A 12636-nucleotide genomic window follows, 5' to 3' on the forward strand; every position below is an offset into this window, starting at 1 on the left:
ATACGCTCATAACGAAGAAACAGGAGAGAAATGGTAAACCGCCGCCATCACGGCGATGCTGACGACAATGCTCAAGAAAAAGTAGGTTTTGAAAGGCTGCTTTTGCGTTTTATGGCGAAAGAGCTGTTGGCCCACAATGGCGCCAGGCCAACCTCCGGTCACGCCAAATACCAGCAACGTCGCTTCCGGAACTCTTCTCATCCCCTTCCGCGCCGCCATTTTATCGGCACCATATATCACCACTGTCAGCACATTGATCAGCAGAAACCACACAACCACAGGATTTGATGATAAAAGGCTGCCGATTGCAGCGAATATCAGGAGTGAGTAACAAAAGCGATTGAGAGTCATTGAATGCGTCACTGGATTGTTGAGCGGTTTGGAAGACGCATTATACGTTATCTTCGTCATGTTTCGGGAGAAACACTTATATCTGGATAAACCTCATTCCACCTTCACTTTAACTTTAGGCTTCGACAAAAGGACTTTGACCAGTTCCTTGAAAGCAAGAGGTCTGTAGAAGAAGAATCCCTGTAAAAACCGGATGTTATTACGGATGCGATAATCAAGTTGCTCTTGCGTTTCAACACCTTCCGCCACAATGCTAATTGAGAGTTTTTTTGCTAATTCCAGTACCGAATCAAGGATCAGGGTTGAGTCCTCATTGGCGTTAACCCTGGCCACAAAACTTTAGTCTATTTTAATGTAATCAATATGCAGTTCTTGCAGATAGGAAAGACCGGAATATCCCGTGCCAAAATCATCCAGCGCAATGGCAAATCCGTTGTTATGCAGTTCATTCAGCGCCCTGACGAGATGTTCATCGACGTGGAGCGGTTCGCGCTCGGTTACCTCAATGACAAGGTTAAGGTTCTGTTGAATAAAACTGTGTTTGTAGTGGAGACACTCTTCCACAAAGGTGGACGCTACGATGTGAGAAGCGCTGAAGTTAATCCCTACATGAAACCCTTCTGGCAGCAATGTAGAAATAGCGTTCATTTGTTTTGCAACCTGTTTCATTAGGCTCTGAGTCAGAGGAATAATTAACCCTGACTGCGGATGCTTCCATCTGGCCAGAACTTCCACACCTCGCACTTTGCAGGAACTAATGCAAATGAAATGAGTCGAATGAAGACACTTATCAGGAAAGATTATTTTATGACATCTTATATTATAGTAACCACTGTTGCCGCTGTTATGGGGTTGATAACCTTGAGTCTAATCAAAGTTTGGATAAGCACCTCGAACAACCCTGACAATCTGTGACTTCATCGCAAGGCACTTACGCTTCTGGTAAATCCAGGATAACCAGCGTGCCAAAACTGCCTGTTTCTACAGTATGGGGAGTGCCAGCTTTGGCTACATAAAGCTGTCCAGCCGTTACAGAGATTTTTTTACCCTTCACGCTCAGCTCCAGACGTCCATCAATGACCAGTAACCCCTCGTCATACTCATGTACCTCTTCAATCACTGAGCGCTCATCCATTCGTAAAACCTTGAGATTCGTTGTTCCAATGCGGCCTAATACACGAGAGCGCCATGTCTCTGGTAATGCAAGTGCTTCGGTTTTGAGGTCATAAAGCGACATAACGTCATTCCTTTTGATGTTCTTTTCACGCTCTTATGCCATATAAGCTCCCTGCCGTCATATAACAAATATGGAAAACCAGTACGAGTAAGATGCTATAGGTCTTGAAACCACAGCGCAGGCTGACAGCGAGTTGCAACGTCAGATATAACCCCGCTGCAAAACGTGCTGGTATTCGCCGCCGGAATCCGTACCATACGCGGCATACAATATTTGCCCCTGCTGGCTCCGAAGGTAGTACTAAATGCAAGAGAATCAAGAAATTAACAAAAAAGAGCAATACAACCTGAACAAACTGCAAAAGCGACTGCGCCGTAACGTGGGCGAAGCCATTGCAGACTTCAACATGATTGAAGAAGGCGATCGCATCATGGTTTGCCTGTCAGGGGGTAAAGACAGCTACACCATGCTGGAGATCCTGCGCAATCTTCAACAAAGCGCGCCGGTGAAATTTTCCCTGGTGGCGGTCAACCTTGACCAGAAACAGCCTGGCTTCCCGGAGCACATTCTGCCGGAGTACCTCGAGAAGCTGGGCGTTGAGTACAAAATCGTCGAAGAAAATACCTACGGCATTGTAAAAGAGAAAATCCCGGAAGGGAAAACCACCTGTTCACTCTGCTCTCGTCTGCGCCGCGGCATTCTGTATCGTACCGCGACGGAGCTGGGCGCAACCAAAATTGCGCTGGGCCATCACCGCGACGATATCCTGCAAACGCTGTTCCTGAATATGTTCTACGGCGGCAAGATGAAAGGCATGCCGCCCAAGCTGATGAGCGATGACGGTAAACACATCGTGATCCGCCCGCTTGCCTACTGCCGTGAAAAAGACATTGAGCGTTTTTCGCAGGCGAAAGGGTTCCCGATCATTCCATGCAACCTGTGCGGCTCTCAGCCGAACCTGCAGCGTCAGGTGATTGGCGACATGCTGCGCGACTGGGACAAGCGTTATCCGGGCCGCATTGAAACCATGTTCAGCGCGATGCAGAACGTCGTCCCTTCCCATCTCGCGGACGTGGAGCTGTTCGACTTTAAAGGCATCAACCATGACTCAGAAGTGGTGAACGGCGGCGATCTGGCGTTTGACCGGGAAGAGATCCCGATGCAGCCAGCTGGCTGGCAGCCTGAAGAGGATGACAATCAGCTGGACGAGCTGCGTCTGAACGTGCTGGAAGTGAAATAAGCAATTAGCGTCTCAGACACAACGTCTGAGACGCTTTAGGCCTTATTTCAGCAGACGTACGCGACAGGTTTTACCCTTAATTTTCCCGTTTTGCAGCTGCTTCCATGCCTTGTGGGCAACCGCCTGGCGAACGGCCACATAAACATGCGCGGGATGGACCGCAATCTTACCGATATCCGCCCCGTCCAGACCGACGTCTCCGGTTAATGCTCCTAACACATCGCCCGGACGCATCTTGGCTTTTTTGCCGCCATCAATACACAGCGTCGCCATTTCGGCCTCCAGCGGCACAAGCTTCACGCTGCCCGGCGCACTCTGCCAGTTCAGCTTAATCTGCAGCATCTCGGAGAGAATATTGGCGCGCTGCGCCTCTTCCGGTGCACAGAAGCTGATAGCCAGACCGCTGTTGCCTGCACGCGCGGTACGCCCAATACGGTGCACATGTACCTCCGGATCCCACGCCAGCTCATAGTTCACCACCAGCTCGAGGGACTTGATATCCAGACCGCGCGCAGCGACGTCGGTGGCGACCAGAACGCGGGCGCTGCCGTTCGCGAAACGGACCAGGGTCTGGTCGCGATCGCGCTGTTCCAGATCCCCATGCAGCGACAATGCGCTCTGCCCGGCGGCATTCAGGGCATCACAGACCGCCTGGCAGTCTTTTTTTGTATTACAGAACACCACGCAGGAGGCAGGTTGATGCTGGCTCAGCAGTTTCTGCAGAAGCGAAATTTTCCCCTGCTGTGAGGTTTCGAAGAACTGCTGTTCGATGGCGGGCAGCGCATCAACGCTGTCGATTTCAATGGTGAGCGGATTTTTTTGCACGCGCCCGCTGATGGCGGCGATAGCCTCCGGCCAGGTGGCAGAAAACAGCAGCGTCTGGCGATCTGCCGGGGCGAAGCGGATCACCTCGTCAATCGCGTCGCTGAAGCCCATATCCAGCATCCGATCGGCCTCATCCATCACCAGCGTTTGTAGCGCATCCAGCGAGACGGTGCCTTTTTGCAGGTGATCCAGCAGGCGACCCGGCGTGGCGACAATGATGTGCGGCGCATGCTGGAGTGAATCACGCTGCGCGCCGAACGGCTGTCCGCCACAGAGGGTCAAAATCTTGGTGTTGGGCAGGAAACGCGCCAGACGACGCAGTTCACCCGCCACCTGGTCTGCCAGCTCGCGGGTCGGGCACAGCACCAGAGACTGGGTCTGAAAAAGCGCCGCATCGATGTGCTGCAGCAGGCCAAGGCCGAATGCCGCAGTCTTCCCGCTGCCCGTTTTCGCCTGTACGCGCACGTCGCGGCCCTCAAGGATGGCGGGCAGCGCGGCCGCCTGAACAGGCGTCATCGTGAGGTATCCCAACTCGTTGAGGTTATCGAGTTGGGCGGCAGGCAAAACATTCAGGGTAGAAAAAGCGGTCACAATAGTCTCTCGTGGTGATCTTTGCAGTCAGATGGCGCGTATCCTCGCAGATCTCACGGTTCGATGCGACAATTTAATCGGTTCTTCATCGGGCGGCGGGTCGGGCATCGGCTGCGGACGCGGGATGGGGTCAGGCATTGGCACCGGGTCGGTGGGGATCGGATCGGATTGACGAGATTGTTGCAGTAGCAGAGCGTTCAGGTTGCTCATGACTCCCTCCAGAATTTGCTGTCGTCCTTTTTAGGGTAGACGCTGAGAATCAGGAGGCAAAAAAAAGCCGACTGTTAAAGTCGGCGTCGTACGAATCAATTGTGCTATGCAGTAATTCAAAAAAAGGAAGTAAGACAATATGGAGCGCAACGCCCATCGCTTGACGTTGCATTCACCTGCGGGAGTAATATTGCACCTTACGGGGATGATGTTTATTGACTTCGCTCAATTAAAAGCGCGTTTCGAACCCGGTAAAAGCGGAAAAAAGCGTAAATTTACAGCCATTTACTACGATGCAACCACCATGCAACACCGCCAATCAAAACAACTAACATCACGCAAAACGCGGTAAAGCCGTAGTGATAAGCGCCCCCCGGAATGCCGCCAAGGTTGACGCCAAACAGCCCGGTAAGAAAGGTGCTGGGTAAAAACACCATCGCCATCAGGGACATCGTATAGGTTCTTCTCGCCAGCGACTCCTGCATCACCTGCGCGATTTCGTCCGCCATCACCGCCGTTCTCGCAATACAGGAATCAATTTCATCCAGGCCGCGGCCCAGCCTGTCGGCAATATCCTGCATTCTGCGGCGCTGATCGTCATTCATCCAGGCGAGCCTTTCGCTGGCAAGGCGCGCATAAACGTCGCGCTGCGGCGTCATATAGCGGCGCATTACAATCAGCTGCTTACGCAACAAGGCCAGAAAACCGCGCGGCGGGATCTGCTGATCGAGGAGGTTATCCTCCAGGTCGATGATTTTGTCGTGCAGTTCTTCAATAAACTCGCTCGCATGATCCGTAAGGGCGTCACAGACGTCTACCAGCCAGCTGCCGCAGTCGACCGGCCCAGTGCCCTCTTTCAAATCGTTGACGATATCATCAAGCGCGAGGACTTTTCGCTGCCGGGTGGACACAATCAGCCCATCGTCCATATAGACGCGCATCGCAACCAGCTGATCCGGGCGTTCATCCGTGCTGCCGTTAATGCAGCGCAGGGTGATCAGCGTACCGTCGCCCATTCGGCTCACACGCGGCCGCAGGCTTTCACCCGCCAGCGCATCGCGCACGTTATTCGGCAAAAGAGGAGTCGAAGCCAGCCAGTCGGCGCTGTCAGGGTGGGTGTAGTTCAGATGTAGCCAGCAGGGATGCGCACTGTCGATCGCATCGTCATCTTCCAGCGGCCGGGCACCGCCGCGACCATCCAGCACCCACGCAAAAACTGCGTCAGGAACGTTAAGTTCAGATCCTTTAATGCTTTCCACAGCGCCTCCACCTTTAGAGCTCTTTCGGTGTCAGTCTAGCCTCCATCAGGGGTTAAGCAACAACTATGTATGCCATCGCGCTGAAATTGCTTAAGAAATGTACATACTGCGAGATTCGCCCGGCGGTGCTGCGCTTGCACGGGCCTACGGATGTTAGAAGGCCGGGCCAGCGCAGCGCCGCCCGGCATGAAATTGCGGTTGTATCAGAGAGAGTGCTCTGGCCGCTGAAGGAAGGATGGCGAGCCGGTTGAAGAAGAAGAAGGAGAACCTGTATCGAGCCTGAAATTACGCGTCCTTGCCTGCAGCTCAATTACCTGATTGCGCAGTACATCAGAGGAGCCGTTGAGTTCTTCCGCCATCGCCACGTTACTTTGCGTGACCCGTTCCAGCTCCGAAAGCGCCAGCGTGATCTGGGAAATGCCCTTCTCCTGCTCGGACGTCGAGGCGGAAATGTCGTCCATCAACCGGCTGACGTTCACCGAACCGGTCACGATTTCGTGCATATTTTTCTCTGCCTGCGACACCACGCTGGCTCCCTGCGTGACGTTACTGCTGGTAACGTCAATCAGCGTTTTGATATTTTTCGCGGCCTCAGCGCTGCGGTGCGCCAGGTTTCTGACCTCTTCCGCAACGACGGAAAACCCCTTTCCATGATCGCCCGCCCGTGCCGCCTCAACGGCCGCGTTGAGCGCCAGGATATTCGTCTGGAACGCAATGCCGTCAATCAGCGAAATGATCTCCGTCATCTGCTGGGCGCATTCGGTAATGGACTGCATATTGCTGGCGACCTGCCCCATGAGCTCGCCGCCCTTGCGCGCCTGTAACGTTGCCACGTTTGCCTGCTCGCTCGCCAGGCGGGTGTTATCAGCATTGTTTTTGGTGCTCGCGGCCATCTGCTCCATGCTGGCTGCAGTTTGCACTAAAGACGCAGACTGCTGCTCGGTTTTCACCGAGAGCTGAGCGCTTCGCGCCGAGAGTTGATCCGACAAGGTCATGGCGGTCTGCGATGACGCCCTGATCTCGCGCACCAGCGTCGCAATGTTGCCGGAAAGACTGTTGATCCCGGGGATAAGCCGGCCCGCACAGTTATTGCCAAATTCGGGGATAGAGACGCCCAGGTTCCCTGCCGTCACCTCTTCAATACTTTTCTTCACCGTATTGATCGGCGTGACAAGATACTTCGTCATATAGACCCAGAGCAAAAATAGCGCAACGAAGTTGATGGCATTAAGCGAAATAACGAGAGACGGATTGCTGGAAAATAAAACAACGACACCTGCATTAACTAAAAATAGCGATACGAGGAACCCAATAATAGAGGTCCTGATGCTCATATTTTTTAGCATGATAATACCCACGTTTTATATTTTGGTCGGCACTAAGACTTATAGCATTGGCCCCGAAGTTTTTCATCGCAAACGGCGCTTGTTTTTTGTTTCGCCGTTAGCATCCTGAGATTTACCTTAAGTCAGATAAAAAAAGCGTATTAGTGAAAATGTTCTGCTCAGCGTGCTGTGATACTGGTCTCCAGCCGTGGTAAGCGATAGTATCGCCCGCGGTGAGACGATGCGTTCGTCCTCCTGTTTAAGGAGCTTTGCTACTATTATTCTCTTTTGTTTAGCAACGCTTAATAAATTAACAAGAGAATATATTTTATATTCTTATTAAGTTTTGAGTATTAATATGACTGGTCATTTTTCACGATAAATAACTAATATAGTTTGAATGCGCATGTTCGTTGCCCGATAAAGATGTACCCGGCAGGCGAAATCGGTAACCCTCTCAGGCGTGGGATTGCATAATGCTCAATATATCGTGGGACCCTGTGTTAATCGCTATCTCTTATCTGGTGGCGTTTATCGCCTCCTTTGTGGCACTGGACAGCGCCGGAAAGATCCCTCTTTCCAGCAGAAAAGCTGCCCTCTTCTGGCGGATTGCCGGAGGGGTCACGCTGGGCATTGGCACCTGGTCAATGCACTTTATCGGCATGCTGTCGATGCAAATGCCCATGATGATGAGTTACGACCTCTGGCTAACCCTCACATCACTGGGCGTCGCGGTGGTGGCTTCCACCACGGCCCTTAATATTGCCGTCACGGGCAAAAAACGCTCTCCCGTACGATTAATCCTGGCCACGGCGATCCTGAGCGCTGGCGTGGTGTCGATGCACTACACTGGTATGGCTGCCCTGATGCTGGACGGCGGCATCATCTGGGATCGTCGTATAGTAGGACTGTCCGTAGTGATTGCCGTTGTTGCCTCCGGCACGGCGCTGTGGCTGGCTTTCCGTTTGCGGGATAAACACAAAGGCGTCTTTATCGAACGCATTCTTGCGGCCATCGTCATGGGCGCCGCGATTTGTGCGATGCACTATACCGGCATGAGCGCCGCGCGGTTTCAGGATATGGCGCATACCCTGCCCGGGGGAATTAGCGAGCTGGGCTTATCCATCTGGGTTTCGGTCACCACGCTCTGCCTGCTCGGCATGATGTTAATCATTTCGCTTATCGATTCCCACCGGCGCACCAGCCGGCTGACGGATAACCTTCAGCAGCTCAACCGCCAGCTTGAGCTACAGGCGCGCTTTGATGCGCTCACCGGGCTCGCCAACCGCCACCAGATGGATCTCCGCATGCAGGATTGTCTGCGCAGCGCGTTGCTGAGCAACAGGCCATTTGCCGTGATTTTTCTGAACGTCGATCACTTCAAGCGCATTAACGATACGTGGGGCCACAGCGTCGGGGATGAGTTTTTGATCGCCGTTGCGCAGCGCATCACCGCCCGGCTCACGCACGAAATGACGCTGGCAAGGCTGGGAGGAGACGCCTTTATCCTGCTGGTGCCTGAATGTGATGACGATAAGCTCAACGCCCTGCTCACCGCGTTGCTGGAAGATGTTCGACGCCCGCTTTCGATCTGCGGGCATGCGCTAAGCACGACAATCAGTGCGGGCGTCAGCCTCTATCCCCGGGATGGTGAAACGCTGCACGAGCTGAAGCTCAAGGCGGATGCAGCCTTGCACCACGTCAAAGAAGAGGGCCGAAACGCCTGGACGATTTATCGGGCCGAGATGTCCACGGCTATCCCGGCGAAACCCGGTTTTCTGCAGGAGCTTTCTCAGGCGCTGGAACGCGATCAGTTTGAGCTGTGGTACCAGCCAACCTGGTATGCGCAAGAGAAAACCATCCACGGTTTTGAAGCCCTGTTACGCTGGCGTCATCCTGAGCAAGGCGTCGTGCTGCCTCATCTTTTTATCCCCTCGCTGGAACAAACGGGCTTGATTATTCAGGTAGGCAACTGGGCCATTGAAGCGGCATGCCGGCAGCTGCATTTCTGGACGGAACAAGGCTTCAGCCAGTGGACGCTGTCGCTCAACCTCTCCCCCGTCCAGTTCGAGCAGCCCGACATTTTTCATATCGTATCGTCGATGCTGGAGAAATATAACCTGTCTCCCTCAAGGCTGATTCTTGAGGTAACCGATAGCACCGCGCTTAAAAATCTCGACCGCAGCATTGAGTTGCTCAACGCGTTTAATCACGCGGGGATCACCGTCTCAATTGATGATTTTGGTACCGGCTACTCCAACCTGCTGATGCTGAGCGTGCTGCCTGCTAAAGAGCTTAAGATCGACCGTAGCTTTGTCACCTCAATGCTGGAAAATGAAAAGAGCCACAAGCTGGTTGAAACCATTATCAGTATCGCCCGGACCATGGAGATGAACGTGGTGGCTGAAGGGATCGAAACGAAAGAACAGGAGGCGGTTCTCACCCGTCTCGGCTGCGATTATCTCCAGGGTTACCTTTTTTCCCGCCCCTTACCTGCTGAACAGGTGCCGTGGCTGCTGCTGCAGATAAACTCAGACAAGATGATTATACCCATTAATAAAATTCAAACGGACCCCGCATTTATTTCACAAAAAAATCATGCCTGACGGGGTTAACTGGAGTATGTTTCAAAGGAGTACACGCGAGTCAATTCTGTCATGATTGTCAGGCACATGTTGCCGATGAACAGGAAACGCCTATGTCGCAACCTTGTTTTGATGCATTAAATGTAATTAAAACACCCGTGTGGCTTATTTCACCCGTGTCGGAACAGATCGTTTTTGCGAATGTGGCCGCAAGGCAGGTGATGGGGGATAAAACGCTCGATGACCTGCGCAAGGGGATCTACTCTGCCAGCGCGCAAACCCTCCTGTCGATGTATGTACCTGAACTGAAAACAGAGCAGGAGATCGTCGAAATCTGGACAATGAGCCGGGATGGGCAGGATACGCCCTTAAGCTGTCGACTCTCGCTTGCCCAGCACGCGCCCTGGGGGGATGTTATTGTTTTCGAAGGCATCGCTCCACAACTACTCTCAGGCTTGAAGGCCAGCCGTTCCGCCACCTACCGGCGGAAAAAACAGGGTTTTTATGCGCGCTTTTTTCTGACCAACAGCGCCCCGATGCTGTTAATCGATCCCGCACGCGACGGCCAAATCGTCGATGCGAATCTGGCCGCGCTCCATTTCTATGGGTATTCACATGATGACATGTGCAGTAAACATACCTGGGAAATCAATACCCTGGGGCGGGCCGTGATGCCCATCATGACGGCGATTGCCGCACTGCCCGGCGGGCATAAGCCGCTCAATTTTATTCACCGCCTTGCCGATGGCTCCACCCGTCACGTTCAGACCTATGCCGGGCCCATTGAGATCTATGGTGACAAGCTCATGCTGTGCATCATTCACGACATCACCGAGCAAAAAAGGCTGGAGCAGGAGCTGGAACATGCGGCGTTACGTGACTCCATGACCGGGCTTCTCAACCGGCGGCAGTTCTACGCGATTACCGATCAAAGCAACCTCAATTATCTTCCCGCGCAGCAGCAGTTTAGCCTGCTGCTGGTGGATACCGATCATTTCAAAAACATCAACGATCTGTTCGGTCATCTGAAAGGTGATGAGGTCCTTATCGCCCTCTCGCGAATGCTTGAGGCCTGCAGCCGGGAGAACGACATGGTGTTCCGCTGGGGGGGCGAAGAGTTCGTCATCCTGCTGCCCCACACCTCTCTCGATACCGCGCTGCAGATTGCCGAGTCGATCCGTGCAGCGGTTGCCCACATTACGATTCCAGGCTTACCGCGGTTTACCGTCAGCATTGGCGTGGCGCGGCATAATCAGGGTGAGAGTATTGATGAGCTGTTTAAGCGCGTGGACGATGCGCTGTATCGCGCAAAGAATGATGGCCGTAATAAAGTCCTTGCTGCATGAAACTGGAGTATCCCGGAAAGCCCCGCTACAATGCCCACCTCGAATGAATTAGCGCAGGTGGGTTAAGCTTTAATGGGAAAAACAGAAATAATACTCACCTTAATTATTTTACTCCTTATTATATTTGGCCTTTGGTTTATTTTTAGCGGTGAGGTCTGGTACCTCGTCGAGTTTCTCGAAAATAGCCTTTACCCGACCTTCGACGCGCCGTAACGCATACAGGCTTTTTATTTCCGGCATTTCAGCCACGCCAGGCTATACCTTAATCATCTTTTGTCATTGAGGAGAGAAATGATGAGCAAGAAGATCCTGATGCTGGTAGGCGACTACGCCGAAGATTACGAAACCATGGTGCCTTTTCAGGCGTTGCAGATGATTGGTCATCAGGTAGATGCCGTCTGCCCCGACAAAGCGAAGGGCGACTACATCATGACGGCAATCCATGACTTTGACGGCGCCCAGACCTATAGCGAAAAACCCGGTCACCGGTTTATCCTCAACGCTGATTTTTCTACCGTAAAGGAGCAGGATTACAACGCGCTGCTTATCCCCGGTGGAAGAGCCCCCGAATATCTCCGGCTAAATGAGGACGTTTTAAAGCTGGTGCAGGCATTTGACGCCGCGCGTAAACCGATTGCCGCAGTGTGTCACGGCCCACAGCTGCTTGCTGCCGCAGGGATCCTGAAGGGGCGAACCTGTAGCGCCTACCCGGCGTGTGCGCCTGAGGTTCGCCTCGCGGGGGGACACTACGCCACAATCGGCATCGATCAAGCCCACGTAGACGGGAACCTGGTAACGGCTCCCGCGTGGCCCGCGCATCCGCAGTGGCTGGCGAAGTTTAATGCCTTATTAGAATAGATTTATCTGCTCCCGCGAGATCGGCCTGGGCGGGAGCGTTATCACAGACGACATCCCCGACAAAAGCCGGGCATGAAGCCCGGTTAGCGGAAAATTTTCATTTATCCTGCCCATGCCATTGCTCATCCATCTCTCGCTGCTTTCTTCGCGCGTTCTCTTTTTTACGATACAGCGGCGGATAATAAATGTGCCCCCAGTCCCACTTACCGAACCAGATGTTTATCAGGGCGCTAAATACGATGAGGAGGACGATATAAAATATAACAAAACCCTCATCGCCGCCCAGGTTGAAAAGATCGCAGGCTAAGGAATGTTGAGCGTGACTGAACCAGTACGGATGGTAATCAAGGGTCATGAAAAAAAGGATGCCGAAGAGTAAATCGCCAATTTTAAACCTTTCACTGAATTTATTGCGCCAGGCGATATCATGTTTTTCATAGTAACTGAGTAAAAACTGATTATTCTCTTCCAGCGCTAAATCAAGTACTTCGCTTGACGGTACCGTTCCGGGATGTCGTTGGTAATCGCTCTGAGGGCGAAGAATGTCCGGGAAGATACTGCTGTATATGATCTCATTTAGCAATAGCCTTACGATATTCGCGGCAGCGGGCATGAGGGTTGTGGCTATCAATCCCAGCGCCGCCAGCGCGACGCAGAAGAAACCAAGATGTTCGGTCCAGTTACTGACCTGTACTGGCCAGGTCAAGATCCCCTGTCCGGTGTAAGCCAGCAGTGCCAGATCGGCGAAAAGGACAATATAGATGAAGCGTATAATCCATTGCCATTCCCAGATTTTATCCATAATGCCTAAGCCTGCAGGAAATGAGGGTTTGTCTTTCTTTTCATCCGTCATAATTTATCCATACGAT

13 protein-coding genes and 1 pseudogene are annotated in these 12636 nt (G+C 52.8%); 6 read left to right on the forward strand and 8 right to left on the reverse strand.

Going from position 1 to position 12636, the window contains the following annotated elements; all coding sequences use genetic code 11:
- Nucleotides 1-6 precede the first annotated feature (6 nt).
- Together FY206_RS13330 and FY206_RS13335 are read right to left on the reverse strand one after the other, a co-directional pair.
- Nucleotides 7-351 (reverse strand): DUF1294 domain-containing protein, encoded by a 345-nt coding sequence (locus FY206_RS13330; RefSeq protein ID WP_032642609.1) that lies wholly within the window; start codon nucleotides 349-351, stop codon nucleotides 7-9.
- Between the two features lie 93 nt (nucleotides 352-444).
- Nucleotides 445-1095 (reverse strand): annotated as a pseudogene (locus FY206_RS13335) (cyclic diguanylate phosphodiesterase); the annotation flags it as partial.
- 102 nt (nucleotides 1096-1197) lie between these two features.
- Between FY206_RS13335 and FY206_RS25830 the strand changes: the two are divergent.
- The gene (locus FY206_RS25830; RefSeq protein ID WP_366918100.1) at nucleotides 1198-1266 is read left to right on the forward strand and encodes a YnaM/YnfT family protein; all 69 of its coding nucleotides are present in this window, start codon (nucleotides 1198-1200) and stop codon (nucleotides 1264-1266) included.
- Between the two features lie 16 nt (nucleotides 1267-1282).
- Here FY206_RS25830 and FY206_RS13340 read toward each other — a convergent pair whose 3' ends face one another.
- Nucleotides 1283-1588 (reverse strand): cupin domain-containing protein, encoded by a 306-nt coding sequence (locus tag FY206_RS13340; RefSeq protein ID WP_032640868.1) that lies wholly within the window; start codon nucleotides 1586-1588, stop codon nucleotides 1283-1285.
- 244 nt (nucleotides 1589-1832) lie between these two features.
- Between FY206_RS13340 and ttcA the strand changes: the two genes are divergently transcribed.
- Nucleotides 1833-2768, forward strand: a complete 936-nt coding sequence (gene ttcA, locus FY206_RS13345; protein ID WP_032640870.1) for a tRNA 2-thiocytidine(32) synthetase TtcA — start codon at nucleotides 1833-1835, stop codon at nucleotides 2766-2768.
- Between the two features lie 42 nt (nucleotides 2769-2810).
- Here the strand turns inward: ttcA and dbpA are convergent, their stop codons facing one another.
- The 4 genes from dbpA to FY206_RS13370 form a co-directional block, all read right to left on the reverse strand.
- On the reverse strand, nucleotides 2811-4184 hold the full coding sequence (dbpA, locus tag FY206_RS13350; RefSeq protein WP_032640872.1) for an ATP-dependent RNA helicase DbpA: 1374 nt from the start codon (nucleotides 4182-4184) through the stop codon (nucleotides 2811-2813).
- Between the two features lie 27 nt (nucleotides 4185-4211).
- On the reverse strand, nucleotides 4212-4394 hold the full coding sequence (gene ynaL / locus FY206_RS13355) for a proline-rich small protein YnaL (protein WP_072001208.1): 183 nt from the start codon (nucleotides 4392-4394) through the stop codon (nucleotides 4212-4214).
- A 275-nt stretch (nucleotides 4395-4669) separates the two neighbouring features.
- Nucleotides 4670-5653, reverse strand: a complete 984-nt coding sequence (gene zntB / locus FY206_RS13365; protein WP_032640874.1) for a zinc transporter ZntB — start codon at nucleotides 5651-5653, stop codon at nucleotides 4670-4672.
- 203 nt (nucleotides 5654-5856) lie between these two features.
- Complete coding sequence (locus tag FY206_RS13370) at nucleotides 5857-6999, reverse strand: methyl-accepting chemotaxis protein (protein WP_032640876.1); 1143 nt, start codon at nucleotides 6997-6999, stop codon at nucleotides 5857-5859.
- A 455-nt stretch (nucleotides 7000-7454) separates the two neighbouring features.
- Here FY206_RS13370 and FY206_RS13375 point away from each other — a divergent pair, with 455 nt between their 5' ends.
- The 4 genes from FY206_RS13375 (at nucleotide 7455) to FY206_RS13390 (ending at nucleotide 11767) form a co-directional block, all read left to right on the forward strand.
- A complete protein-coding gene (locus FY206_RS13375; RefSeq protein ID WP_080500325.1) occupies nucleotides 7455-9584 on the forward strand; it encodes a putative bifunctional diguanylate cyclase/phosphodiesterase in 2130 nt (709 codons plus the stop codon).
- A gap of 92 nt (nucleotides 9585-9676) precedes the next feature.
- Nucleotides 9677-10909 (forward strand): sensor domain-containing diguanylate cyclase, encoded by a 1233-nt coding sequence (locus FY206_RS13380; RefSeq protein WP_032640880.1) that lies wholly within the window; start codon nucleotides 9677-9679, stop codon nucleotides 10907-10909.
- Nucleotides 10910-10981: 72 nt separating this feature from the next.
- Nucleotides 10982-11122: an Ecr family regulatory small membrane protein gene (locus FY206_RS13385; protein WP_032640882.1), complete on the forward strand. Its 141-nt coding sequence runs from the start codon at nucleotides 10982-10984 to the stop codon at nucleotides 11120-11122.
- 81 nt (nucleotides 11123-11203) lie between these two features.
- A complete protein-coding gene (locus FY206_RS13390; RefSeq protein WP_077064044.1) occupies nucleotides 11204-11767 on the forward strand; it encodes a DJ-1/PfpI family protein in 564 nt (187 codons plus the stop codon).
- A gap of 97 nt (nucleotides 11768-11864) precedes the next feature.
- Here FY206_RS13390 and FY206_RS13395 read toward each other — a convergent pair whose 3' ends face one another.
- A complete protein-coding gene (locus FY206_RS13395) occupies nucleotides 11865-12620 on the reverse strand; it encodes a hypothetical protein (protein ID WP_032640884.1) in 756 nt (251 codons plus the stop codon).
- Nucleotides 12621-12636 lie beyond the last annotated feature (16 nt).

The sequence above is a fragment of the Enterobacter chengduensis genome, assembly GCF_001984825.2.
GTDB classification, from domain to species: Bacteria; Pseudomonadota; Gammaproteobacteria; order Enterobacterales; family Enterobacteriaceae; genus Enterobacter; species Enterobacter chengduensis.